Raw genomic sequence first — 23,029 nt, 5'->3', positions numbered from 1 at the left:
CGGCGCACATGCGCCATCCACTACAGGGCGCCGGAGCGCCAAACATAAGCAAATTATATGCCTGAAACTGAAGTGTTTGCCTAGAGCGCTGTAACAATAAAATCAGTAGGGATTTATTGTTCCTGGCGCTCTGGCATCTAGCCCGACACCTCAGCCTTTACAGGCGGAACTCATGGCCCAGATAGACTTCCTTGACCAATTCGTTGGCCAGGATGGTCTCGGAGTCGCCTTCGGCAATCAGTTGCCCGTCATTGACGATATAGGCGGTTTCACAGATGTCCAGGGTTTCGCGGACATTGTGGTCGGTGATCAGCACCCCGATGCCCTTGGCCTTCAGGTGATGGATGATCTGCTTGATATCGCCGACCGAGATCGGGTCCACGCCGGCGAAGGGTTCGTCCAGCAGGATGAACTTGGGCGCGGTGGCCAGGGCGCGGGCGATTTCCACGCGACGGCGCTCACCACCGGACAGGCTCATGCCGAGGTTGTCGCGGATATGGTTGATGTGGAACTCCTGCAGCAGGCTTTCCAGTTCCTGGCGACGGCCGGCCTTGTCGAGTTCCTTGCGGGTCTCGAGGATGGCCATGATGTTGTCGGCCACCGACAGCTTGCGGAAGATCGAGGCTTCCTGTGGCAGGTAGCCGATGCCGGCGCGGGCGCGACCGTGCATCGGTTGGTGGCTGACATCCAGGTCGTCGATCAGGACGCGACCCTGATCGGCCTGGACCAGGCCGACGATCATGTAGAAACAGGTGGTCTTGCCGGCGCCGTTGGGGCCGAGCAGGCCGACGATCTGGCCGCTGTCGATGGACAGGCTGACGTCACGCACGACCTGACGGCTCTTGTAGCTCTTGGCCAGGTGCTGAGCTTTCAGAGTTGCCATTACTGGGCCTTTTGCTCGTCGGTTTTCTTTTTCGGCTGGATGACCATGTCGATCCGCGGACGTGGCGCGGTGACCGAGCTGCCATTGGCGCGACCGGCGTTAGCCACTTGCTTGACGGTGTCGTAGACGATCTTCTCGCCTTCGGTGGTGTTGCCGTCGTTGATGACCTTGGCTTTGTCGATCAGCACGATGCGATTCTGCTGAGCGTGGTACTGGATGGTCACAGCGTAGGCCTGAACCGGTTTCGGGTCGGTCTGCTTCTGCAGTTGCTCGAAGTAGGCGAGGTTGCCCACCGACGTCACTACGTCGATTTCGCCGCTCTGGGCTCGGGTGATGGTCACGGTGTTGCCAGTGATCTTCATCGAACCCTGGGTGATGATCACATCGCCCTTGTAGGTGGCTACGCCGTTCTTGTCGTCCAACTGGGCGTCGTCGGCCTGGATGCGGATTGGCTGTTGGCTATCGTTCGGCAGAGCCCAGGCGCTCACGCTTCCCAGTGCTGCGCCCAGACTGAGCAAAATAGGGAGGGTTTTAACGAGCCTCATACTGTCCTCTTACGTTCGATAGCAGGTTCATCCTGCCGTCTTTCAAATACGCTTTCATTCCCTTGGCCGTAGTCACGCCGCCGGCGCCGTCGATTCTAACGGCTTGCTCGGTCTGCGCATATTGCTTCTGCGGGAATACTGTCATGCGGCTGGTGGTGATCAGCAGGTTGCGGTTGCGCTCATCAGTGCGGGAAACCCGTACCGAATCGATCAGCTCGACCTCGGTGCCGTCCGGATTGACTTCGCCGCGCTCGCTCTGGACGTGCCAGGGGAAAGTGGTGCCGCGGTACATCTGCAGGTCCGGCTTGGTCAGCAGCGTCACTTCGCTGGCCTTGACGTGCTCCACTTTGTCCGAGGTCATTTCGTACTGCAGCTTGCCGTCAGGCAGGTACTGCACGCTGCGGGCGTTGATCACGTAATAGTCGATGGCGTTGTCGTCGACCTGCACTACCGGCTTGTCGAGGAAGCGCTCAGGGCTGATGTTCCAGTAACCGACCGCCGCGAACAGCAGGGCGATGATCCCGAATATCAGGATGTTGCGAATCTTTTTACTCAGCATGGGAGGGCTCTATAAATAAGCGGCGTTGGCTGCTTCAAGGCGGTCCTGGGCTTGCAGGATCAGCTCGCAGAACTCGCGGGCAGCGCCTTCGCCACCGCGGGCTACAGTAATGCCATGGGCGTGTTCGCGGACAAAGCCGGCTGCGTTGGCCACCGCCATGCCCAGGCCGACACGGCGGATCACCGGCAGGTCGGGCAGGTCGTCGCCCAGATAGGCGACCTGTTCATAGCTTAGGCCCAGTTGGGCAAGAAGTTCGTCCAGCACCACCAGCTTGTCTTCACGACCCTGGTACAGGTGGGGAATCCCCAGGTTCTTGGCCCGGCGCTCCACCACGGGGGTCTTGCGCCCGCTGATGATCGCCGTTTGCACCCCGGCGGCCATGAGCATCTTGATGCCTTGGCCGTCGAGGGTATTGAACGTCTTGAACTCGCTGCCGTCTTCAAGGAAGTACAGGCGACCGTCGGTCAGTACGCCGTCGACGTCGAAAACCGCCAGCTTGATGTTTTTACCGCGTTGCAGCAGGTCGGCACTCATTACATCACTCCCGCGCGCAGCAGATCGTGCATGTTCAAGGCACCGATCGGCCGGTCTTCCTTGTCCACCACCACCAGGGCGCTGATTTTATGGTCTTCCATGATCTTCAGGGCTTCGGCTGCCAGCATATCGGCGCGTGCCGTCTTGCCGTGAGGAGTCATGACCGAGTCGATGGTGGCGTGATGAATATCGATGGCGCGATCCAGGGTGCGGCGCAAGTCGCCGTCGGTGAAGATCCCGGCCAGGCGGCCATCGGCCTCCAGGATCACGGTCATGCCCAGGCCCTTGCGGGTCATCTCCATGAGCGCGTCCTTGAGCAGGGTGCCCCTTTGCACCTGCGGCAACTCGGTGCCTTCATGCATCACATTCTCCACCTTGAGCAGCAGACGGCGGCCCAGGGCGCCTCCGGGATGGGAGAAAGCGAAGTCTTCGGCGGTGAACCCGCGAGCTTCCAGCAGGGCTACGGCCAGGGCATCGCCCATGACCAGGGCGGCAGTGGTCGAGGAGGTCGGCGCCAGGTTCAGCGGGCAGGCCTCGTGTTCGACATGCACATTGAGGTTGACGTCGGCGGCCTTGGCCAGCGGCGAGTCAGGGTTGCCGGTCAGGCTGATCAACTGGATGCCCAGGCGCTTGATCAAGGGCAGCAGGGTGACGATTTCGTTGGTGGAGCCGGAGTTGGAGAGGGCCAGGATCACGTCGTCGCGAGTGATCATGCCCATGTCGCCATGACTGGCTTCAGCCGGGTGGACAAAGAAAGCCGTGGTGCCGGTGCTGGCCAGGGTGGCGGCGATCTTGTTGCCGACGTGCCCGGACTTGCCCATGCCGACCACTACCACGCGGCCTTTACTGGCCAGAATCATCTCGCAAGCGCGTACGAAATCTGCATCGATATGGGGCAGCAAGCCTTCTACGGCCTGAAGTTCGAGGCGGATGGTGCGTTGTGCTGATTGAATCAGGTCGCTGGATTGGCTCATGTCTGAAATCGTATAGCCCGATGAAAAGGCGGCGATTATAGCGGTAATGAACAAATCCCTCACGCAAGTTCGTCAGCCTTTATCTGGCCGGTATTAGGATTCCTCCGATTTTGCCTGTCTTGGACCTGAACGTTCACGGCTTCGGCCTTGGGGGCTCCGTATCAGCAGTGATATAGTTCGCCGCCAGTTCGGCCTGCCCAGGGGCACGTACTCCCGGCAGGGAGCCAAGCGTCCGAGTGATAGGCTGCATCGCAAGGAGTTTAGATGAGTGCCGATAACGCCTACGCGGTCGAGCTGAAGGGACTGTCCTTCAAGCGCGGTACGCGCAGCATTTTCAATAACGTGGATATCCGTATTCCGCGGGGCAAGGTCACCGGCATCATGGGGCCTTCAGGCTGCGGAAAAACCACCCTGTTGCGCTTGATGGGCATGCAATTGCGGCCCAGCAGCGGCGAAGTGTGGGTCAACGGCCAGAATCTGCCGACCCTCTCGCGCAGCGATCTGTTCGATGCACGCAAGCAAATGGGCGTTCTGTTCCAGAGCGGTGCGCTGTTCACCGACCTGGACGTGTTCGAGAACGTGGCCTTTCCGCTGCGGGTACATACCGAGCTGCCGGACGAAATGATTCGTGACATCGTGCTGCTCAAGCTACAGGCGGTGGGCCTGCGCGGTGCCGTCGACCTGATGCCTGACGAGCTGTCCGGCGGCATGAAGCGTCGGGTCGCCCTGGCCCGGGCCATCGCCCTGGACCCGCAGATTCTCATGTACGACGAGCCTTTCGTGGGCCAGGACCCGATTGCCATGGGCGTCCTGGTGCGCTTGATTCGCCTGCTCAACGATGCCCTGGGCATTACCAGCATCGTGGTGTCCCACGATCTTGCGGAAACCGCGAGCATTGCCGATTACCTCTATGTGGTCGGCGATGGCCAGGTATTGGGGCAGGGAACTCCTGACGAACTGATGGACTCCGACAATCCGCGTATCCGTCAATTCATGAAGGGCGATCCCGACGGCCCAGTGCCGTTTCACTTTCCAGCGACGGACTACCGCGCAGATCTTCTGGGGAAGCGCTGATGCGCAAAATATCGCTAATCGAGAGGGTTCGCCTCTTCGGTCGCTCAGGCATCGATGTCCTGGCGGTACTGGGGCGCTCCACGCTGTTCCTGTTTCATGCGTTGCTGGGGCGCGGCGGCATTGGCGGCAGTTTTGGCCTGCTGGTCAAGCAACTGCATTCGGTGGGCGTGATGTCCCTGGTGATCATCGTCGTGTCCGGGATCTTCATTGGCATGGTGTTGGCGCTGCAGGGCTTCAACATTCTGTCCAGCTACGGTTCGGAGCAGGCCGTCGGGCAAATGGTTGCCCTGACCTTGCTGCGGGAGTTGGGGCCGGTGGTGACTGCGTTGCTGTTCGCCGGTCGTGCCGGGTCGGCGCTGACCGCGGAAATCGGCAACATGAAGTCCACCGAGCAACTCTCCAGCCTGGAGATGATCGGGGTCGATCCACTCAAGTACATCATTGCGCCGCGCCTGTGGGCCGGCTTCATTTCCCTGCCGTTGCTGGCGATGATTTTCAGCGTGGTGGGAATCTGGGGCGGTTCCTGGGTGGCTGTCGACTGGCTGGGCGTCTATGACGGTTCCTACTGGGCGAACATGCAGAACAGCGTGACCTTCACCGGTGACGTGCTCAACGGTGTGATCAAAAGTATTGTTTTTGCGTTTGTAGTGACCTGGATCGCCGTATTCCAAGGCTACGACTGTGAGCCCACTTCAGAGGGGATCAGCCGTGCCACTACCAAGACCGTGGTGTATGCCTCGTTGGCCGTACTCGGCTTGGACTTTATTCTGACCGCCTTGATGTTTGGAGATTTCTGATGCAAAACCGCACCCTGGAAATCGGTGTCGGCCTTTTTCTGCTGGCCGGCATCCTGGCTTTGCTGTTGCTTGCCCTGCGGGTCAGTGGCTTGTCTCCGACTGCGAGCACCGATACCTATAAACTTTACGCCTACTTCGACAATATCGCCGGTTTGACGGTCAGAGCTAAGGTGACCATGGCCGGTGTGACCATCGGCAAGGTTACAGCGATCGATCTGGACCGTGACAGCTTCACCGGCCGGGTGACGATGCAACTGGAAAAGCGTGTGGATAATCTGCCGACCGACTCCACTGCATCTATCCTGACGGCTGGCCTGTTGGGTGAGAAGTACATCGGTATCAGCGTGGGCGGGGAAGAAGCCTTGCTCAAGGATGGTGGAACCATCCACGACACCCAGTCGTCGCTGGTGCTGGAGGACCTGATCGGTAAATTCCTGCTCAATACCGTTAGCAAAGACGCCAAATGAGGAGTTTTTCGATGATCTCTATCTTGCGACGTGGCTTGTTGGTCCTGCTGGCGGCCCTGCCGTTGCTGGCCAATGCGGCAAGCACGCCTTCCGCGCATGATCTGGTGCAGGACACGACCACCCGTCTGCTGGCGGATCTGGCGGCCAATAAAGAGAAGTACAAGCAAAGCCCGAACGACTTCTACAACGCCTTGAACGGTATTGTCGGTCCGGTGGTGGACGCCGATGGCATCTCCCGCAGCATCATGACCGTGAAGTATTCGCGCAAGGCCACTCCGGAGCAGATGGCGCGCTTCCAGGAAAACTTCAAGCGCAGCCTCATGCAGTTCTATGGCAATGCCTTGCTGGAGTACAACAACCAGGGCATCACTGTTTCTCCGGCCAAGGATGAAAGCGGTACCCGTACCAGCGTGGATATGCAGGTCAAGGGCAACAACGGCGCGATCTACCCGGTGTCCTACACCCTGGAGAAGATCAACGACGAGTGGAAAGTGCGTAACGTGATTATCAACGGCATCAATATCGGCAAGCTGTTCCGTGATCAGTTCGCCGATGCCATGCAGCGTAACGGCAACAACCTGGACAAGACCATCGACGGCTGGGCCGGCGAAGTGGCCAAGGCCAAGGAAGTGACCGAAGACGCCGCAGATAAGGTTGCGCAATGAGCGAGTCCGCCGTACGCCTCGGGGACGCCGGGGAGTTGCTGATCAGCGGTGTGCTGGATTATCGCAGCGGCCCGGGTCTGCGCAAGCAGGGCCAGGCATTGATCAAGTCGAGCAGCGCTGCGGCGTTGGTGCTGGATTGTTCGGCGGTGGAAAAGTCCAGCAGTGTCGGCCTGGCCCTGCTGCTGGCCTTCATGCGTGATGCCCAGGACCTGGGCAAGGCAGTGAGTGTTCGTGCCTTGCCCGAAGACATGCGAGAAATTGCCGAAGTATCCGGGGTCACCGAGATCCTTCTCCATCCGTAGTAACCCACATCTATATAGAAGCCCCCCGTCAGAGTCCTGCTATGCGGGGTTCGCAGGCGCGGGGCTTTTTTGTATGATGTCCGACCCGCGCGCACAGGGCGCCGATTGAGGTTGAGCATGCAGGCCAACGAAGTGAAGAGCTTTCTTGAGGGAAAGCTGCCCGGAGCTCAGGTAGAAGTTGAGGGCGAAGGCTGCAACTTTCAGCTGAACGTGATTAGCGACGAACTGTCGGCCTTGAGCCCGGTGAAGCGTCAGCAGAGCATCTATGCCCATTTGAATCCATGGATTGCCGATGGCAGCATCCACGCGATCACTATGAAATTTTTCAGCCGCGCGGCCTGGGCCGAGCGCACCTGAGCCCAAGGGCGTCGAGACTGTTATGGATAAATTGATTATTACCGGCGGCGTTCGCCTTGATGGCGAGATCCGCATTTCCGGGGCCAAGAACTCCGCGCTGCCGATTCTGGCAGCAACCCTGCTGTGCGATGGCCCGGTCACCGTGGCCAACCTCCCGCACCTGCACGACATCACCACCATGATCGAACTGTTCGGTCGCATGGGCATCGAGCCGGTGATCGACGAGAAACTGAGCGTCGAAATCGATCCGCGCACCATCAAGACCCTGGTGGCGCCGTACGAGCTGGTGAAAACCATGCGCGCCTCGATCCTGGTCCTGGGGCCGATGGTTGCCCGTTTCGGCGAAGCCGAAGTGGCCCTGCCTGGCGGTTGCGCCATCGGTTCGCGTCCAGTGGACCTGCACATTCGCGGCCTGGAAGCCATGGGCGCGGTGATCGATGTCGAGGGCGGCTACATCAAGGCCAAGGCGCCTGAAGGCGGCCTGCGCGGTGCTAACTTCTTCTTCGATACCGTGAGTGTGACCGGTACCGAGAACATCATGATGGCCGCTGCCCTGGCCAAGGGCCGCAGCGTGCTGCAGAACGCCGCCCGCGAACCTGAAGTCGTCGACCTGGCGAACTTCCTGATCGCCATGGGTGCGAAGATTTCCGGCGCTGGCACCGACACCATCACCATCGATGGCGTCGAGCGTCTGCATTCGGCGATCTACAAAGTGATGCCTGACCGTATCGAAACTGGTACCTACCTGGTGGCCGCAGCCGTCACCGGTGGCCGGGTCAAGGTCAAGGACACCGATCCGACCATCCTTGAAGCCGTTCTGGAAAAGCTCAAGGAAGCGGGCGCTGAGGTTACCACCGGCAGCGACTGGATCGAGCTGAACATGCATGGCAAGCGCCCCAAGGCGGTCAACGTGCGTACTGCTCCGTACCCGGCGTTCCCGACCGACATGCAAGCGCAGTTCATTTCCCTGAACGCGATTGCCGAAGGCACGGGCGCGGTCATCGAGACCATCTTCGAAAACCGCTTCATGCACGTGTACGAGCTGCACCGCATGGGCGCCAAGATCCAGGTCGAAGGCAACACCGCGATCGTTACCGGCACCGAGATCCTCAAGGGCGCGCCAGTCATGGCCACCGACCTGCGGGCCTCGGCCAGCCTGGTGATCTCGGCCCTGATGGCCGAAGGCGACACCCTGATCGACCGCATCTACCACATCGACCGTGGTTACGAGTGCATCGAAGAGAAGCTGCAGATGCTCGGCGCCAAGATCCGCCGCGTACCGGGCTAGTAGCATGACGGGCATAGGGAGGTGCCCAACGCTGAATCAGTTCCACGTCGAGCCTGTCTTCAGGCTCGACGCATGTCTGGCGCCGTTTGCGTCCGGGCATCAGTCGCCGCATAAGGACTTACGTTACTCATGTTGACCATCGCACTGTCCAAGGGCCGTATCCTCGACGACACGCTGCCGCTTCTGGCTGAAGCGGGCATCGTGCCAACCGAGAATCCGGACAAGAGCCGCAAACTGATCATCCCCACGACCCAGGACGACGTTCGCCTGCTGATCGTGCGTGCCACTGACGTACCGACCTATGTCGAGCATGGCGCCGCCGACCTCGGGGTGGCCGGCAAGGACGTCCTGATGGAGTACTCCGGCCAGGGCCTGTACGAACCGCTGGACCTGCAGATTGCCCAGTGCAAGCTGATGACTGCCGGTGCGATTGGCGCCGTCGAACCCAAGGGGCGCCTGCGCGTGGCCACCAAGTTCGTCAACGTGGCCAAGCGTTATTACGCCGAGCAGGGCCGTCAGGTCGACATCATCAAGCTTTACGGCTCGATGGAGCTGGCGCCGCTGATCGGTCTGGCGGACAAGATCATCGACGTGGTCGACACCGGCAACACCCTGCGGGCCAACGGTCTGGAGCCCCAGGAACTGATCGCTACCATCAGCTCCCGCCTGGTGGTCAACAAGGCATCGATGAAGATGCAGCACGCCCGTATCCAGGCGTTGATCGATACCCTGCGCAAGGCAGTGGAATCGCGACACCGCGGCTGATTCACATGCGTGGCCTTGAGCCGCGCCCATCTATCCGCGTCATAGCCAGAATGCTCAGGTGCCCACGCGGATGGCTTGGTAGTCTTGCGGCGCCTGAGCTTTGCAAATCCAAGCTTGCCCTTTTGTGCACTCGCCAATCATTGAGGCCTTCGCTATGACCGCTCCGACTGCAATTCGCCGACTCAACGCTGCCGACCCGGATTTCGCCCGTCATCTGGATCATCTGCTGAGCTGGGAAAGTGTCTCTGACGATTCGGTCAATCAGCGGGTGCTGGACATCATCAAGGCCGTGCGCGAGCGCGGCGATGCGGCCCTGGTGGAGTTCACCCAGCGTTTCGACGGCCTGCAAGTGGCCTCCATGGCCGACCTGATCCTGCCGCGCGAGCGCCTGGAACTGGCCCTGACCCGAATCACCGTGGCCCAGCGCGAAGCCCTGGAGAAGGCCGCGGCGCGGGTGCGCAGCTACCACGAGAAGCAGAAGCAGGACTCCTGGAGCTACACCGAGGCCGACGGCACGGTGCTGGGCCAGAAGGTCACGCCGCTGGACCGCGCCGGCTTGTATGTACCGGGGGGCAAGGCGTCTTACCCGTCATCGGTGCTGATGAACGCGATCCCGGCCAAGGTGGCGGGCGTGACCGAGGTGGTGATGGTGGTGCCGACCCCCCGTGGTGAGGTCAACGAGCTGGTACTGGCCGCTGCCTGCATCGCCGGGGTTGACCGGGTGTTCACCATCGGTGGCGCCCAGGCCGTGGCCGCGCTGGCCTACGGCACCGAAAGCGTGCCCCAGGTGGACAAGGTGGTCGGCCCGGGCAACATCTATGTGGCCACTGCCAAGCGCCATGTGTTCGGCCAGGTCGGGATCGACATGATCGCCGGTCCGTCGGAGATCCTTGTGGTCTGTGACGGCCAGACCGATCCGGACTGGATCGCCATGGACCTGTTCTCCCAGGCCGAGCACGACGAAGACGCCCAGGCAATCCTGGTCAGCCCGGACGCCGAGTTCCTGGACAAGGTGGCGGCGAGCATCGCCAAGCTGCTGCCGACCATGGAGCGCGCGGAAATCATCAACACCTCGATCAATGGCCGTGGCGCCCTGATCCAGGTTCGCGACATGCAGCAAGCCATGGACGTGGCCAACCGCATTGCCCCCGAGCACCTGGAGTTGTCGGTGGCCGACCCGCAAGCCTGGCTGCCGCAGATCCGCCACGCTGGGGCGATCTTCATGGGCCGTCACACCTCCGAGGCGCTGGGCGATTACTGCGCCGGGCCGAACCACGTGCTGCCCACGTCCGGCACCGCGCGTTTCTCTTCGCCACTGGGGGTGTATGACTTCCAGAAACGCTCGTCGATCATTTTCTGCTCCGAGCAGGGCGCGTCCGAGCTGGGCCGGACCGCCTCGGTGCTGGCCCGTGGCGAGTCGCTGACCGCCCACGCCCGCAGCGCCGAATACCGCATCGTCGACGACCAAGATCAGGGGCAATGAACATGAGCAAATTCTGGAGTCCGTTCGTCAAGAACCTGGTGCCCTACGTGCCGGGCGAGCAACCCAAGCTGACCAAGCTGGTCAAGCTCAACACCAACGAAAACCCCTATGGCCCGTCGCCCAAGGCCCTGGCGGCGATGCAGGCCGAGCTCAACGACAACCTGCGCCTGTATCCCGACCCCAACAGCGACCTGCTCAAGCAGACGGTGGCCCGCTATTACGGGGTGCAGGGCAATCAGGTGTTCCTTGGCAACGGTTCCGACGAAGTCCTGGCGCACATTTTCCATGGCCTGCTGCAGCAGGATAAGCCGCTGCTGTTCCCGGACATCAGCTACAGCTTCTACCCGGTGTATTGCGGCCTGTACGGCATCGACTACCAGGCGGTGCCTCTGGACGAACAGTTCCAGATCCGTGTGGCCGACTACGCCCAGCCCAACGGCGGGATCATCTTCCCCAACCCGAATGCGCCCACCGGCTGCCTGCTGGCCCTGGACGCGGTGGAGCAGATCCTTCAGGCCAGCCCGGATTCGGTGGTGGTCGTGGACGAGGCCTATATCGACTTCGGTGGCCAGACCGCCATCAGTCTGGTGGACCGTTACCCCAACCTGCTGGTGACCCAGACTCTGTCCAAGTCGCGCTCTCTGGCCGGCCTGCGGGTGGGCCTGGCGGTGGGGCATCCGGACCTGATCGAGGCCCTGGAGCGGATCAAGAACAGCTTCAACTCCTACCCTCTGGATCGCCTGGCCATTGTGGGTGCAGCGGCGGCCTTCGAGGACCGCGAGTACTTTGCCAAGACCTGTCAGCTGGTGATCGACAGCCGCGAGTGGGTGGTGGCGCAGTTGCAGGCCAAGGGTTTTGAAGTGCTGCCGTCGGCGGCCAACTTCATCTTTGCCCGCCACCCGCAGCACGACGCAGCCGGCCTGGCGGCCAAGCTGCGTGAGCAAGGGGTGATCGTGCGTCACTTCAAGCAGGAACGGATTGCCCAATTCCTGCGCATCAGCATCGGCACGCCGGAGCAGAACCAGGCGCTGATCGACGGGTTGGGGCAGCTTTAAGCCGCAGGCTGCAAGTTAGAAGCCCAGAGCCAATGCTTGGAGCCTCTGGCTTGCAGCTACAAGCTTGTAGCTGCAGCCACCGGCTGCTCTCACTCGTGGTGCGGCTCGCCGAGGAAGGTCAGGGAGCTGAACAGGCCGCGTGAAGCCACATCCGGGTCGTCCTTGAGCGGTACTTCAAGCTCTGCGGCAATCACGTTCAAGCCTTCATTTCTCACCAACACTTGAGCGCGTCCCTGGGCATCGGTTTCGGTGCTCAGGGTGCTCGGTGCATTGCGGTAGTCGCCGATCAACTTGACCCCAGCCACGGGCTGCCCATCCAGCAGTACCCGTACCGGCAGGCTATTGCCCTGGCCCACGGTCAGCGGGTCGACTTCCGGCAGGATCAGCAGCTTGAGGTGTTCCAGCTTGGGCAGCTTCGCCCCCGCTTGATAGATCGCCAGGCTGTACTTGAAGGTGTGGGTCGAGGCGATGGCCCCCGGGACTTTGCTGCGCCCCTGGTTGACCCAGCGTTTGTCCGCCGTTTGCGACCACGGACCGTTGTCCAGCGCCACGGCCAGCACCGCCGCTGGCTTGAGTGGTTGCAGGCGCGCGTGGTCGGCCAGGCGTTGCACGCTCACCGGAATCATTCTGGCTGCGGCGTCGTAGGCCCAGGCACCACTGACCTTCTTGGCCTTGAAGGCGTCGTCTTCGGCGCCGTGGCCGTAGATCACTTCGATATTGCCGCGGCGCTGTTCGGTCCACAGACCGTGGGCCGAGGCCTGGGTTGTACCCAGGGTGGCGAGCAGGCCCAGCAGGGCGATTGATTTGAGGTTGTGCATGGCGATTTCCGGCTACAGGTTGAGTGTCAGGCTGACGGTGAAGTTGCGCGGCTCGCCGGGCGTGACCCAGTAGTTGCTGTAGGAGCGCTCGTAGTACTTCTCGTCGAACAGGTTGTTCAGGTTCAGGCCCAGGGTCAGGTTGTCACTGGCCTTGTAGTGGGCCAGCAGGTCCAGGGTGCGGTAGGCGGGCAACTCGAAGCGGCCTCCGGCCTCGCCCGAGCGATCGCCGACGTAGGTCAGGGCGGCGCCGACGTCCGAGCCTTTGAGTCGTCCGCCCTGGAACTCATAGACGCCCAACAGGCTGCCACTGTGCTTGGCCACGCCGAGTATGCGACTGCCGGCGGGGATCGCCCGATCACCCTTGGTGACCTCGGCATCGATCAGCGCATAGGCACCAATCACCCGCACCGCATCGCTCAACTGGCCGGTCACTTGCACGTCGAAGCCCTGGCTGCGGGCCTTGCCCACGGCGCGGCTGGAGTCGGTGCCGGGGTCCAGGGCCAGGACGTTTTCCTTGTCGATATGGAAGGCGGCGAGGGTGGCGCTCAGGCGTTCGTCGAACAGCTCGCTCTTGATCCCCACTTCATAACCGACCCCTTCCTCGGGCTTGAAGGTCTTGCCGGCCGCATCCAGCCCGTTGTTGGGCTTGAACGAGGTGGAGGCGTTGGCGAACAGGCCCAACTGCGGAGTCAGTTGATAGAGCAGGCCGGCGCGCTGGGTCAGGGCGTCGTGGCTCTGGCGGCTGCGCTTGCCGGTGGTGTGGTCGTCGATCCGTTGCTCGAAATGTTCAAAGCGGGCGCCGAGCATGCCGCGCAAGCGGTCGTTGAAGACAATCTGGTCCTGCAGGTTGAGGGCCTGGCTTTCGACATGTTCGAAAAAGTCCGTGCCGGAACGTTTGCCGTTGGGCTTGGCCTGGCCGTAGATCGGGTCGTAGATGTCGACAGCGTAGGCGCCGCCGGCGATGGTGGTGACCCGCTCGTTCTTGCGGTAGTTCTCGTATTCGCTGCCGATCAGCAGTTCGTGCTGCCAACTGCCGATGTCGAACAGGCCGCGCAGTTCCAGTTGGGTGATGCTGTCGTGCCAGTTGTTGTCGCGCTCGCGATAGCGCCGGTTGACGGTGTGCTGGTCGGCATTCAACGGGCGGGTTTCCGAGGCAAAGCCCCACAACTTGCCTTCCTTGTAGTGGCTGGCCAGGCGCAGCTTCCAGCTGTCGTTGAGGTGATGTTCCAGGGCGGCCTGGAGCATGGTGTTGTGGTTGTCGATGTTGCCGTCGTTGGGTTCACCGAGGAAGGTCGAGCGCGAGACGCCGCTCCAGCGATTGTTGGGCGCGACGATGCCGCGGTCGAAGGTCGAGCTGTGGCGCACGAACTCGCTCTCCACCAAGAGGCTGGTGTCCGGGTTCAGCTGCCAACTGAAGGAGGGGGCGACGAACAACCGGCGGCTGTCCACATGGTCGCGGAAGCTGTGGTTGTCCTCCACCGCCAGGTTGACCCGGGACAGCAGGTTGCCCTGGTCATCCAGCGGGGTGTTGAGGTCCAGGGCGGTGCGGTAGCGGTCCCAGCTGCCGGCGCTGGTCTGCAGGGTGGCGAAGGCTTCGGGCTGAGGTTTCTTGGTGACGATGTTCACCGTGCCGCCGGGATCGCCCCGGCCATAAAGGCTGGCCGCCGGTCCCTTGAGCACTTCGATGCGTTCGATATTGGCCGCATCCGGGGTGCTGGGATAACCGCGATTGGCGCTGAAACCGTCCTTGTAGAACTCCGAGGTGGTGAAGCCGCGCACGCTGTATTCATACAGGGTCAGGCCGCCGAAGTTGTTCTGCTTGGAGACTCCGCCGGCGAACTCCAGGGCCCGCTCGACGTTACTGCTGCCCAGGTCCTTGAGCACGCTGGCGGGGATCACGCTGATGGACTGCGGGATATCGCGGATTGCCGTGTCAGTCTTGGTGGCGCTGGCCGAGCGAGTGGCCCGGTAACCTTTGACCGGGCCGCTGGCAGACTCGTATTCGGTGGTGATGCGGGTGGTTTCAAGTTCCAGCGACTGCGGTTCTTCGGCAAGCAGCGGGTCTGCCAGCAGGCCCAGGGTCAGGCCTGCCAAGGGGAGGATTTTTCGGGACGTCATCGGGCTGTTCCAATAGCAATATTGAAACAATATAACATGACTGATGAGAATGTATGTTGTTAGCCCGGCATGGCCGGGCGCACATTCACTCTTCTTCTTTGACCGGTGCGGGCGGTGGACGCAGGCCGATTTCTGCGGTCAGCTTGAGTTCCTTGCCGTTGCGCATGACCTGGATCGAGACTTTGTCCGTCGGCTTGATCCGTGCCACCTGATTCATCGAACGACGACCATCGCCGGCGGGTTCGCCGTCGATGCTGAGGATCACATCACCCAGCTGCATACCGGCCTTCTGCGCCGGACCGTCGCGGAAGATCCCGGCCACCACGATTCCAGGCCGCCCGGCCAGGCCGAAGGACTCTGCCAGCTCCTGGGTCAGCGGCTGCACTTCGATGCCCAGCCAGCCCCGGATCACCTGGCCATGCTCGATGATCGATTTCATCACCTCCATGGCCAGTTTGATCGGGATCGCGAAGCCGATGCCCTGGGAACCGCCGGACTTGGAGAAGATGGCGGTGTTGATCCCGGTCAGGTTGCCGTTGGCGTCTACCAGTGCGCCACCGGAGTTGCCTGGGTTGATCGCGGCATCGGTCTGGATGAAGTCTTCGTAGTTGTTCAGGCCCAACTGGTTGCGCCCGGTGGCGCTGATGATGCCCATGGTCACGGTCTGGCCGACCCCGAACGGGTTGCCGATGGCCAGGGCGACATCACCGACACGGACGCTTTCCGAGCGGCCGACGGTGATCGAAGGCAGTTTTTTCAAGTCGATCTTGAGTACCGCCAGATCGGTTTCCGGATCGCTGCCGATGACCCTTGCCAGGGTTTCACGGCCATCCTTGAGCGCCACCACGATCTGCTCGGCGCCGGAGGTCACGTGGTTGTTGGTCAGCAGGTAGCCTTCGGGGCTCATGATCACCCCGGAACCCAGGCTTGACTCCATGCGCTGCTGCTTGGGCAGGTTGTCGCCGAAGAAACGCCGGAACTGCGGGTCTTCAAACAGCGGATGCGCGGGTTTGTTGATCACTTTGGTGGTGTACAGGTTGACCACCGCGGGCGCGGCAATCAGTACCGCATCGGCGTAGGAGACTGGCCCCTGCTGGGTACTGGTGCTTTGCGGAGCTTGCTGCAGGTTGACGTCCAGGCTGGGTAGCCCGACCCATTGCGGATAACGCTGAATAATCAACAACGCGATAAGCACGCCGGCCAGTAGCGGCCAGCCAAAAAAACGCAGAGCCTTGAGCATTGAGCAAGTCCTGGGTGGTTACGAAGGGCTGCGCACGGCCCATAATGTCGCGCATTATACGAGGCCGCGCGCGCCTCTGAACGGGATATTTAGGAGTCTTTTATGGCCGTTGCCCTGAGCACACTGGTGGAAGAAGCGGACCGCTACCTGGGCAGTTCACGTATCGCCGACTATTGCCCCAATGGCTTGCAAGTCGAAGGACGCCCGCAGGTGATGCGCATCGTCAGTGGCGTGACCGCCAGCCAGGCGTTGCTGGACGCAGCCGTGGAGGCCAAGGCCGATCTGGTGCTGGTGCATCACGGCTACTTCTGGAAAGGCGAGAACCCCTGCATCACCGGAATGAAGCAGCGTAGGTTGAAAACCCTGCTCAGGCACGACATCAGCCTCTTGGCCTATCACCTGCCCCTGGACCTGCACTCGGAGGTGGGCAACAACGTGCAGTTGGCCCGGCAGTTGGATATCACCGTGGAAGGCCCATTGGACCCGGAGAACCCCAAGGTCGTCGGTCTGGTCGGTTCCCTCAGCGAACCCATGACGGCGCGGGACTTTGCCCGGCGGGTGCAAGAAATGATGGGCCGCGAACCCTTGCTGATCGAAGGCAGCGAGATGATCCGTCGGGTCGGCTGGTGCACCGGCGGCGGCCAGGGCTACATCGACCAGGCGGTCCAGGCCGGCGTTGACCTGTACCTGAGTGGTGAGGCTTCGGAACAGACCTTCCACAGCGCCCGGGAAAACGACATCAGCTTCATTGCTGCCGGTCACCACGCCACTGAGCGTTACGGCGTCCAGGCCCTGGGCGACTACCTGGCCCGGCGCTTCGCCCTGGAGCATCTGTTCATCGACTGCCCCAACCCGATCTGACCCCGTGCAGGAGCCGGCTTGCCGGCAAAAAGATCTTCAGCCCTGAAGTGCGCTTGCAAGCGCCTTCGCTGGCAAGCCAGCTCCTATAGAGGGGGCGTTTGGGGGCTAACGGAGCGGTATATTCATATACCGTTTCGTTCTAGTTGGCGTCCTGATTAGAAGCAGGTCGCTGTGCTAGCATGCCCCGCTCGAACACGGCCCGCTGGCCGTCCATAAGAAAGCTTTCGTGAGTAGCCATGGTCGACAAACTGACGCATCTGAAACAGCTGGAGGCGGAAAGCATCCACATCATCCGCGAGGTGGCCGCCGAGTTCGACAACCCGGTGATGCTGTACTCCATCGGTAAAGACTCCGCCGTGATGTTGCATCTGGCCCGCAAGGCGTTCTTCCCCGGCAAGCTGCCGTTCCCGGTGATGCACGTCGATACCCAGTGGAAATTCCAGGAAATGTACAAGTTCCGCGATCGCATGGTCGAGGAACTGGGCCTGGACCTGATCACCCACGTCAACCCGGATGGCGTGGCCCAGGGCATCAACCCGTTCACCCACGGCAGTGCCAAGCACACCGACATCATGAAGACCGAGGGCCTCAAGCAGGCTCTGGACAAGTACGGTTTCGACGCCGCATTCGGCGGTGCCCGTCGCGATGAAGAGAAGTCCCGCGCCAAGGAGCGCGTCTACTCGTTCCGCGACAGCAAGCACCGCTGGGACCCGAAGAACCAGCGCCCCGAGCTGTGGAACGTCTACAACGGCAAGGTCAACAAGGGCGAGTCGATCCGCGTGTTCCCGCTGTCCAACTGGACCGAGCTGGACATCTGGCAGTACATCTACCTGGAAGGCATCCCGATCGTGCCGCTGTACTTCGCCGCCGAGCGTGAAGTGATCGAGAAGAACGGCACCCTGATCATGATCGATGACCAGCGCATCCTCGAGCATCTGTCCGATGAAGAGAAAGCCCGCATCGTCAAGAAGAAAGTGCGTTTCCGTACCCTTGGCTGCTACCCGTTGACGGGCGCGGTGGAGTCCGAGGCCGAGAGCCTGACGGACATCATCCAGGAAATGCTCCTGACGCGAACTTCCGAGCGCCAGGGTCGGGTCATCGACCATGATGGCGCCGGCTCGATGGAAGATAAAAAACGTCAGGGTTATTTCTAAGGGGCTGTCATGTCGCATCAATCTGATTTGATCAGCGAGGACATCCTCGCTTACCTGGGCCAGCACGAACGCAAAGAGCTGCTGCGCTTTCTCACCTGCGGTAACGTCGACGACGGCAAGAGCACCCTGATCGGGCGTCTGCTGCACGACTCGAAGATGATCTACGAAGACCATCTGGAAGCCATTACCCGGGATTCGAAGAAGGTCGGCACCACCGGTGACGACATCGACCTGGCGTTGCTGGTCGATGGCTTGCAGGCCGAGCGCGAGCAGGGCATCACCATCGATGTCGCCTATCGTTATTTCTCCACCGCCAAGCGCAAGTTCATCATCGCCGACACCCCCGGCCATGAGCAGTACACCCGCAACATGGCCACCGGTGCTTCCACCTGTGACCTGGCGATCATCCTGGTGGACGCCCGCTACGGTGTGCAGACCCAGACCCGTCGTCACAGCTTCATCGCCTCCCTGCTGGGCATCAAGCACATCGTCGTGGCCATCAACAAGATGGACCTCAAGGACTTCGATGAAGGTGTGTTCGAGTCGATCAAGGCCGACTACCTGAAGTTTGCCCAGGGTTTGAAGATCCAGCCCACCAGCCTGCACTTTGTGCCAATGTCGGCCCTCAAGGGCGACAACGTGGTGAACAAGAGCGAGCGTTCGCCCTGGTACACCGGCCAGTCGCTGATGGAAATTCTCGAGACTGTGGAAGTGGCCGGTGACCGCAACTTCACCGACCTGCGTTTCCCGGTGCAGTACGTCAACCGTCCGAACCTGAACTTCCGTGGTTTTGCCGGCACCCTGGCCAGCGGCATCGTGCACAAGGGCGACGAAGTCGTGGTGCTGCCGTCGGGCAAGAGCAGCCGGGTCAAGTCCATCGTCACCTTCGAGGGCGAGCTGGAGCAGGCCGGTCCAGGCCAGGCCGTGACCCTGACCATGGAAGACGAGATCGACATCTCCCGCGGCGACCTGCTGGTGCATGCCGACAACGTGCCGCCGGTCACCGACAGCTTCGAAGCCATGCTGGTGTGGATGGCTGAAGAACCGATGCTGCCGGGCAAGAAGTACGACATCAAGCGCGCCACCAGTTACGTGCCGGGTTCGATTGCCAGCATCAATCACAAGATCGATGTGAACACCCTGGAAGAGGGCGCGGCCAGCGCGCTGCAACTGAACGAGATCGGCAAGGTCAAGATCAGCCTCGACGCGCCGATTGCCCTGGATGGCTACGAGAGCAACCGCACCACCGGTGCTTTCATCGTTATCGACCGCTTGACCAACGGCACCGTCGGCGCCGGCATGATCATCGCCCAGCCAGTGGCCCATGGCAGCGCCACCCACCATGGCAAGCTGGCTCATGTGGCCACCGAAGAGCGTGCCCAGCGCTTCGGCCAGCAACCGGCCACCGTGCTGTTCAGCGGCCTGTCGGGCGCGGGCAAGAGCACCCTGGCCTACGCGGTGGAACGCAAGCTGTTCGACATGGGCCGTGCGGTGTATGTGCTCGATGGCCAGAACCTGCGGCACGACCTGAACAAGGGCCTGCCACAGGATCGTACCGGGCGTACCGAGAACTGGCGCCGTGCGGCTCACGTGGCCCGTCAGTTCAACGAAGCTGGCCTGCTGACCCTGGCCGCGTTCGTGGCGCCGAGTGCCGAAGGGCGCGAGCAGGCCAAGGACCTGATCGGCAAGGATCGTCTGTTGACGGTGTATGTCCAGGCATCGCCTGCGGTGTGCGCTGAGCGTGATCCTCAAGGCCTGTACGCTGCCGCTGGGGACAACATCCCGGGCGAGTCCTTCCCCTATGACGTTCCGCTCAACGCCGATCTGGTGATCGACACCCAGGCGCTGTCGGTGGAAGAGAGCGTCAAGCAGGTGCTGGACCTGTTGCGTGGCCGCGGCGTGATCTAAGCCGTAGCAAAAAGCCCGCAGCCGAGTGATCGGCTGCGGGCTTTTTTGTGCGCTGCAGATAGCGTCAGCCGGCCAGGACGGTGCAGCTACGCAGGCGCTGGCCTGCCAGCGAACAGGCCCTCAGGGCTTTGCCGGATACTCGCGATGCAGTTCTTCCAGCAGCGCGTCCTTGTCCAGCCACTGCTGGTTGATCCAGCCCTGGAATGCCTGGCGATAGCTCGTGTCCTGCTCGTAATTCTTGCCAATGAACTGCGGTGGAATCTGCACTTCCTCAAAGCGCACCACCACCTCCTTGACCCTGCCGCACAGCAGGTCCCAGAAACCGGGCCGGCCAGCGGGGTAGTGGATGGTCACATCGATGATCGATTGCAATTGCTCGCCCATGGCATCCAGGACAAAGGCGATGCCGCCGGCCTTGGGCTTGAGCAGGTAGCGGAACGGCGACTGTTGCTGGGCATGCTTGCCTTCGGTGAAGCGCGTGCCCTCGACGAAGTTGAAGATCCCCACCGGGTTGTTGCGGAACTTCGCGCAGGTCTTGCGGGTGGTTTCCAGGTCCTTGCCCTTTTTCTCCGGATGCTTTTCCAGGTAGGCCTTGGAGTAGCGCTTCATGAACGGAAAGCCCAGGGCCCACCAGGCCAGGCCAATCACCGGCACCCAGATCAGCTCCTGCTTGAGGAAGAACTTCAGCGGGCGGATGCGGCGGTTGAGCACGTACTGCAGGACCATGATGTCGACCCAGCTCTGGTGGTTGCTGGTGACCAGATAGGAGTGCTGGTAATCCAGGCCTTCAAGGCCTTTTACGTGCCAGCGGGTGCGGCACACCAGCTGCATCCAGGCCTTGTTATTGCTGATCCAGGCTTCGTGGGTGTGGTTCATCAGCCAGTGGGTGAAGCGCTGGGTGAGGGCGAAGGGCAGGGCCTTGCAGATCGCCACGCAGAACAGGAACGAGCACAGCAGGATGGTGTTCAGCGCCAGCAGGATCGAAGCGATGATCCCGCGCACGGCGGCAGGTAGGAATTCCAGCATTTAGACATCCATGGGTCGGTTGGCGGCTTGAATCGCGGTCAGGGCGATGGTGTAGACAATGTCATCCACCTGGGCGCCCCGAGGCAGGTCGTTAACAGGCTTGCGCAGGCCTTGCAGCATCGGCCCCAGGCTCACGCAATCGGCACTGCGTTGCACGGCCTTGTGGGTGGTGTTGCCGGTGTTCAGGTCGGGGAACACGAAAACCGTGGCCTTGCCTGCCACCTGGCTGTTGGGGGCCAGTTGCCGGGCGACGTTTTCGTTGGCCGCGGCATCGTATTGCAGCGGGCCGTCGATCAACAGCGAACGCTGGGCTTCATGGGCCAGCAGGGTCGCCTCGCGGACTTTCTCCACTTCTTCGCCGCTGGCCGAGTCGCCGCTGGAGTAGCTGATCATGGCCACTCTTGGGGTAATGCCGAACGCCGCCGCCGAGTCGGCACTCTGCAGGGCGATCTCCGCCAGTTCGCTGGCGCTGGGGTGCGGGTTCATCACGCAGTCGCCGTAGACCAGCACCTGTTCGGGGAACAGCATGAAGAAAACCGAGGACACCAGGGTGCAGCCCGGGGCGGTCTTGATCAGTTGCAGGGCCGGGCGGATGGTGTTGGCGGTGGAATGGATGACCCCCGATACCAGGCCATCCACCTCATCCAGGGCCAGCATCACGGTGCCGATCACCACCGGGTCCTCCAGTTGCTGCTCGGCCATGGGGGCGTTGAGGCTCTTGCTCTTGCGCAGGGCCACCATGGGCTCCACGTAGCGCTCGCGAATCAGGTCCGGGTCGAGAATCTCCAGGCCTTCGGGCAACTCGATGCCCTGGGCCCGGGCTACCGCATGCACTTCCTCTGGCTTGGCCAGCAGTACACAACGGGCGATGCCCCGGGCCTGGCAGATGGCGGCGGCCTGTACGGTCAAGGGTTCGCTGCCTTCGGGCAGGACGATACGCTTGTTGGCGTCCTGTGCCCGCTGGATCAACTGATAGCGGAACACCGCCGGCGACAGGCGCATTTCCCGCGGAGTGCCGCAGCGCTGGTGCAGCCAGTTGGCGTCCAGGTGGCTGGCGACGAAGTCGGTGATGATTTCCGCGCGCTCGCGGTCATCGATGGGGATTTCCTTGTTCAGGCCATTGAGCTGGTTGGCGGTGTCGTAGGACCCGGTGCTGACCGACAGTACCGGCAGGCCGGCGTTCAGGGCACCACGGCACAGATCCATGATGCGCGGGTCGGGCAGGGTGTCGCTGGTCAGCAGCAGGCCGGCCAGGGGCACACCGTTGATCGCCGCGAGACTCACGGCGAGGATGATGTCGTCGCGATCCCCCGGGGTCACCACCAGTACGCCGGGCTTGAGCAGTTCCACGGTGTTGCGCATGGTGCGGGCGCAAATGATGATCTTGGTCATGCGCCGGGTTTCATAGTCCCCGGCATTGAGCACCTGGGCGCCCATCAGGTCGGCTACGTCGCGGGTGCGCGGTGCGTTCAGTTCCGGCTGGAAGGGAATGCAGCCCAGCAGGCGGAAGTCGCCGCTGCGTAGCAAGGGCGAGTGCTCCTTCAAACGGGCGGAGAACGCCTCCATGCTTTCGTCGGTACGCACCTTGTTGAGGATCACCCCCAGCACTTTCGGGTCTCGCGGGCCGCCGAACAACTGCGCCTGCAGCTCGACCCGTCCCGACAGCTCGGTGAGCACTTCGTTTTCCGGAGCAGAGACCAGGATTACTTCGGCATCCAGGCTTTTGGCCAGGTGCAGGTTGACCCGGGCGGCGTAGCTGGCGCTGCGGGTCGGCACCATGCCTTCGACGATCAGCACGTCCTTGCCGATGGCGGCCTGCTGGTAGAGGGTGATGATTTCCTCCAGCAATTCATCCAGCTGGCCATCGCCGAGCATTCGCTCCACATGGGCCAGGCCCAGGGGTTGTGGCGGCTTCAGGCCGTGGGTCCGGGCTACCAGCTCGGTGGAGCGCTCGGGGCCGGTATCACCGGGGTGGGGCTGGGCAATGGGCTTGAAAAAGCCGACCTTGAGGCCGGCCCGTTCCAAGGTACGCACCAGCCCGAGGCTGATGGAGGTCAGACCCACACCAAAATCGGTGGGCGCGATAAAAAAAGTTTGCATGCGAGTTCTCAGAAGGTGCATGGCAAAGGCGACGGTCTGCAGCCGTCTGCCTGGTC

Annotated in this window: 23 protein-coding genes; 13 read left to right on the top strand and 10 right to left on the bottom strand. The window is 61.9% G+C overall.

Going from position 1 to position 23,029, the window contains the following annotated elements:
- Positions 1-157 precede the first annotated feature (157 nt).
- Genes lptB through J5M73_RS13735 form a run of 5 tightly spaced genes read right to left on the bottom strand, consistent with a single transcriptional unit; the run spans position 158 to position 3,495 of the window.
- Positions 158-883 carry an LPS export ABC transporter ATP-binding protein gene (gene lptB, locus J5M73_RS13755; protein WP_011059270.1) on the bottom strand — a complete coding sequence of 242 codons (726 nt, stop codon included), beginning with the start codon at positions 881-883 and terminating at the stop codon, positions 158-160.
- Complete coding sequence (gene lptA / locus J5M73_RS13750) at positions 883-1,428, bottom strand: lipopolysaccharide transport periplasmic protein LptA (RefSeq protein ID WP_102861152.1); 546 nt, start codon at positions 1,426-1,428, stop codon at positions 883-885. The genes lptB and lptA overlap by 1 nt, the downstream gene beginning before the upstream one ends.
- Positions 1,415-1,987 carry an LPS export ABC transporter periplasmic protein LptC gene (lptC, locus tag J5M73_RS13745; RefSeq protein WP_102861153.1) on the bottom strand — a complete coding sequence of 191 codons (573 nt, stop codon included), beginning with the start codon at positions 1,985-1,987 and terminating at the stop codon, positions 1,415-1,417. Before lptC ends, lptA begins: the two co-directional genes overlap by 14 nt.
- A 9-nt stretch (positions 1,988-1,996) precedes the next feature.
- A complete protein-coding gene (locus tag J5M73_RS13740) occupies positions 1,997-2,521 on the bottom strand; it encodes an HAD family hydrolase (RefSeq protein WP_102861154.1) in 525 nt (174 codons plus the stop codon).
- Positions 2,521-3,495 (bottom strand): KpsF/GutQ family sugar-phosphate isomerase, encoded by a 975-nt coding sequence (locus J5M73_RS13735; protein ID WP_102861155.1) that lies wholly within the window; start codon positions 3,493-3,495, stop codon positions 2,521-2,523. The genes J5M73_RS13740 and J5M73_RS13735 overlap by 1 nt, the downstream gene beginning before the upstream one ends.
- Before the next feature lie 264 nt (positions 3,496-3,759).
- On the opposite strand from J5M73_RS13735, the gene J5M73_RS13730 reads away from it, so the two are divergent.
- The 10 genes from J5M73_RS13730 to hisC all read left to right on the top strand — a co-directional run bounded on the left by J5M73_RS13730 (position 3,760) and on the right by hisC (position 11,748).
- Positions 3,760-4,569: an ATP-binding cassette domain-containing protein gene (locus J5M73_RS13730; protein ID WP_102861156.1), complete on the top strand. Its 810-nt coding sequence runs from the start codon at positions 3,760-3,762 to the stop codon at positions 4,567-4,569.
- Positions 4,569-5,366, top strand: coding sequence for a lipid asymmetry maintenance ABC transporter permease subunit MlaE (gene mlaE / locus J5M73_RS13725; protein WP_102861157.1), 798 nt, complete (start codon positions 4,569-4,571; stop codon positions 5,364-5,366). The genes J5M73_RS13730 and mlaE overlap by 1 nt, the downstream gene beginning before the upstream one ends.
- Positions 5,366-5,833 (top strand): outer membrane lipid asymmetry maintenance protein MlaD, encoded by a 468-nt coding sequence (mlaD, locus tag J5M73_RS13720; protein ID WP_011059277.1) that lies wholly within the window; start codon positions 5,366-5,368, stop codon positions 5,831-5,833. Before mlaE ends, mlaD begins: the two co-directional genes overlap by 1 nt.
- 11 nt (positions 5,834-5,844) lie before the next feature.
- Positions 5,845-6,498 carry an ABC transporter substrate-binding protein gene (locus tag J5M73_RS13715; RefSeq protein ID WP_102861158.1) on the top strand — a complete coding sequence of 218 codons (654 nt, stop codon included), beginning with the start codon at positions 5,845-5,847 and terminating at the stop codon, positions 6,496-6,498.
- Complete coding sequence (locus J5M73_RS13710; protein WP_102861159.1) at positions 6,495-6,800, top strand: STAS domain-containing protein; 306 nt, start codon at positions 6,495-6,497, stop codon at positions 6,798-6,800. The genes J5M73_RS13715 and J5M73_RS13710 overlap by 4 nt, the downstream gene beginning before the upstream one ends.
- Positions 6,801-6,917: 117 nt before the next feature.
- Positions 6,918-7,157, top strand: a complete 240-nt coding sequence (locus tag J5M73_RS13705; RefSeq protein ID WP_011059280.1) for a BolA family protein — start codon at positions 6,918-6,920, stop codon at positions 7,155-7,157.
- 22 nt (positions 7,158-7,179) lie between these two features.
- Entirely contained in the window at positions 7,180-8,445 is a 1,266-nt protein-coding gene (murA, locus tag J5M73_RS13700) for a UDP-N-acetylglucosamine 1-carboxyvinyltransferase (protein ID WP_102861160.1), read from the top strand.
- A 129-nt stretch (positions 8,446-8,574) separates the two neighbouring features.
- Entirely contained in the window at positions 8,575-9,210 is a 636-nt protein-coding gene (gene hisG, locus J5M73_RS13695) for an ATP phosphoribosyltransferase (protein WP_016968619.1), read from the top strand.
- Between the two features lie 154 nt (positions 9,211-9,364).
- Positions 9,365-10,693: a histidinol dehydrogenase gene (hisD, locus tag J5M73_RS13690; protein ID WP_047283941.1), complete on the top strand. Its 1,329-nt coding sequence runs from the start codon at positions 9,365-9,367 to the stop codon at positions 10,691-10,693.
- 2 nt (positions 10,694-10,695) lie between these two features.
- Complete coding sequence (hisC, locus tag J5M73_RS13685) at positions 10,696-11,748, top strand: histidinol-phosphate transaminase (protein WP_207815827.1); 1,053 nt, start codon at positions 10,696-10,698, stop codon at positions 11,746-11,748.
- Between the two features lie 89 nt (positions 11,749-11,837).
- Here the strand turns inward: hisC and J5M73_RS13680 are convergent, their stop codons facing one another.
- The 3 genes from J5M73_RS13680 to algW all read right to left on the bottom strand — a co-directional run bounded on the left by J5M73_RS13680 (position 11,838) and on the right by algW (position 15,924).
- Entirely contained in the window at positions 11,838-12,566 is a 729-nt protein-coding gene (locus J5M73_RS13680) for a DUF4198 domain-containing protein (RefSeq protein WP_207815825.1), read from the bottom strand.
- 12 nt (positions 12,567-12,578) lie between these two features.
- Positions 12,579-14,684, bottom strand: a complete 2,106-nt coding sequence (locus J5M73_RS13675) for a TonB-dependent siderophore receptor (protein ID WP_207815810.1) — start codon at positions 14,682-14,684, stop codon at positions 12,579-12,581.
- A gap of 85 nt (positions 14,685-14,769) precedes the next feature.
- Positions 14,770-15,924 carry a Do family serine endopeptidase AlgW gene (algW, locus tag J5M73_RS13670; protein WP_207815809.1) on the bottom strand — a complete coding sequence of 385 codons (1,155 nt, stop codon included), beginning with the start codon at positions 15,922-15,924 and terminating at the stop codon, positions 14,770-14,772.
- Positions 15,925-16,026: 102 nt separating this feature from the next.
- Here algW and J5M73_RS13665 point away from each other — a divergent pair, with 102 nt between their 5' ends.
- The 3 genes from J5M73_RS13665 (at position 16,027) to cysN (ending at position 19,847) form a co-directional block, all read left to right on the top strand.
- Positions 16,027-16,785: a Nif3-like dinuclear metal center hexameric protein gene (locus tag J5M73_RS13665; RefSeq protein WP_207815808.1), complete on the top strand. Its 759-nt coding sequence runs from the start codon at positions 16,027-16,029 to the stop codon at positions 16,783-16,785.
- 236 nt (positions 16,786-17,021) lie between these two features.
- A complete protein-coding gene (gene cysD / locus J5M73_RS13660; RefSeq protein ID WP_102861165.1) occupies positions 17,022-17,939 on the top strand; it encodes a sulfate adenylyltransferase subunit CysD in 918 nt (305 codons plus the stop codon).
- A 9-nt stretch (positions 17,940-17,948) separates the two neighbouring features.
- Entirely contained in the window at positions 17,949-19,847 is a 1,899-nt protein-coding gene (gene cysN / locus J5M73_RS13655) for a sulfate adenylyltransferase subunit CysN (protein WP_102861166.1), read from the top strand.
- Positions 19,848-19,967: 120 nt separating this feature from the next.
- Here the strand turns inward: cysN and J5M73_RS13650 are convergent, their stop codons facing one another.
- Positions 19,968-20,873 carry an acyltransferase gene (locus tag J5M73_RS13650; RefSeq protein ID WP_207815803.1) on the bottom strand — a complete coding sequence of 302 codons (906 nt, stop codon included), beginning with the start codon at positions 20,871-20,873 and terminating at the stop codon, positions 19,968-19,970.
- On the bottom strand, positions 20,874-22,973 hold the full coding sequence (gene pta / locus J5M73_RS13645) for a phosphate acetyltransferase (RefSeq protein WP_102861168.1): 2,100 nt from the start codon (positions 22,971-22,973) through the stop codon (positions 20,874-20,876). It abuts the gene before it with no gap.
- Positions 22,974-23,029 lie beyond the last annotated feature (56 nt).

It is taken from the genome of Pseudomonas sp. 50_B (assembly GCF_017491625.1).
GTDB lineage: Bacteria > Pseudomonadota > Gammaproteobacteria > Pseudomonadales > Pseudomonadaceae > Aquipseudomonas > Aquipseudomonas danubii.
This window is presented reverse-complemented; position numbering and strand designations above follow the sequence as displayed.

Coding starts and splice junctions, on each gene's coding strand:
- lptA (WP_102861152.1), bottom strand. CDS start 1,428: ATGAGGCTCGTTAAAACCCTCCCTATTTTGCTCAGTCTGGGCGCAGCA.
- murA (WP_102861160.1), top strand. CDS start 7,180: ATGGATAAATTGATTATTACCGGCGGCGTTCGCCTTGATGGCGAGATC.
- J5M73_RS13680 (WP_207815825.1), bottom strand. CDS start 12,566: ATGCACAACCTCAAATCAATCGCCCTGCTGGGCCTGCTCGCCACCCTG.
- cysD (WP_102861165.1), top strand. CDS start 17,022: ATGGTCGACAAACTGACGCATCTGAAACAGCTGGAGGCGGAAAGCATC.
- lptB (WP_011059270.1), bottom strand. CDS start 883: ATGGCAACTCTGAAAGCTCAGCACCTGGCCAAGAGCTACAAGAGCCGT.
- lptC (WP_102861153.1), bottom strand. CDS start 1,987: ATGCTGAGTAAAAAGATTCGCAACATCCTGATATTCGGGATCATCGCC.
- algW (WP_207815809.1), bottom strand. CDS start 15,924: ATGCTCAAGGCTCTGCGTTTTTTTGGCTGGCCGCTACTGGCCGGCGTG.
- J5M73_RS13710 (WP_102861159.1), top strand. CDS start 6,495: ATGAGCGAGTCCGCCGTACGCCTCGGGGACGCCGGGGAGTTGCTGATC.
- J5M73_RS13730 (WP_102861156.1), top strand. CDS start 3,760: ATGAGTGCCGATAACGCCTACGCGGTCGAGCTGAAGGGACTGTCCTTC.
- cysN (WP_102861166.1), top strand. CDS start 17,949: ATGTCGCATCAATCTGATTTGATCAGCGAGGACATCCTCGCTTACCTG.
- hisD (WP_047283941.1), top strand. CDS start 9,365: ATGACCGCTCCGACTGCAATTCGCCGACTCAACGCTGCCGACCCGGAT.
- J5M73_RS13650 (WP_207815803.1), bottom strand. CDS start 20,873: ATGCTGGAATTCCTACCTGCCGCCGTGCGCGGGATCATCGCTTCGATC.
- pta (WP_102861168.1), bottom strand. CDS start 22,973: ATGCAAACTTTTTTTATCGCGCCCACCGATTTTGGTGTGGGTCTGACC.
- J5M73_RS13735 (WP_102861155.1), bottom strand. CDS start 3,495: ATGAGCCAATCCAGCGACCTGATTCAATCAGCACAACGCACCATCCGC.
- J5M73_RS13715 (WP_102861158.1), top strand. CDS start 5,845: ATGATCTCTATCTTGCGACGTGGCTTGTTGGTCCTGCTGGCGGCCCTG.
- mlaD (WP_011059277.1), top strand. CDS start 5,366: ATGCAAAACCGCACCCTGGAAATCGGTGTCGGCCTTTTTCTGCTGGCC.
- J5M73_RS13740 (WP_102861154.1), bottom strand. CDS start 2,521: ATGAGTGCCGACCTGCTGCAACGCGGTAAAAACATCAAGCTGGCGGTT.
- J5M73_RS13705 (WP_011059280.1), top strand. CDS start 6,918: ATGCAGGCCAACGAAGTGAAGAGCTTTCTTGAGGGAAAGCTGCCCGGA.
- J5M73_RS13675 (WP_207815810.1), bottom strand. CDS start 14,684: ATGACGTCCCGAAAAATCCTCCCCTTGGCAGGCCTGACCCTGGGCCTG.
- hisC (WP_207815827.1), top strand. CDS start 10,696: ATGAGCAAATTCTGGAGTCCGTTCGTCAAGAACCTGGTGCCCTACGTG.
- mlaE (WP_102861157.1), top strand. CDS start 4,569: ATGCGCAAAATATCGCTAATCGAGAGGGTTCGCCTCTTCGGTCGCTCA.
- hisG (WP_016968619.1), top strand. CDS start 8,575: ATGTTGACCATCGCACTGTCCAAGGGCCGTATCCTCGACGACACGCTG.
- J5M73_RS13665 (WP_207815808.1), top strand. CDS start 16,027: ATGGCCGTTGCCCTGAGCACACTGGTGGAAGAAGCGGACCGCTACCTG.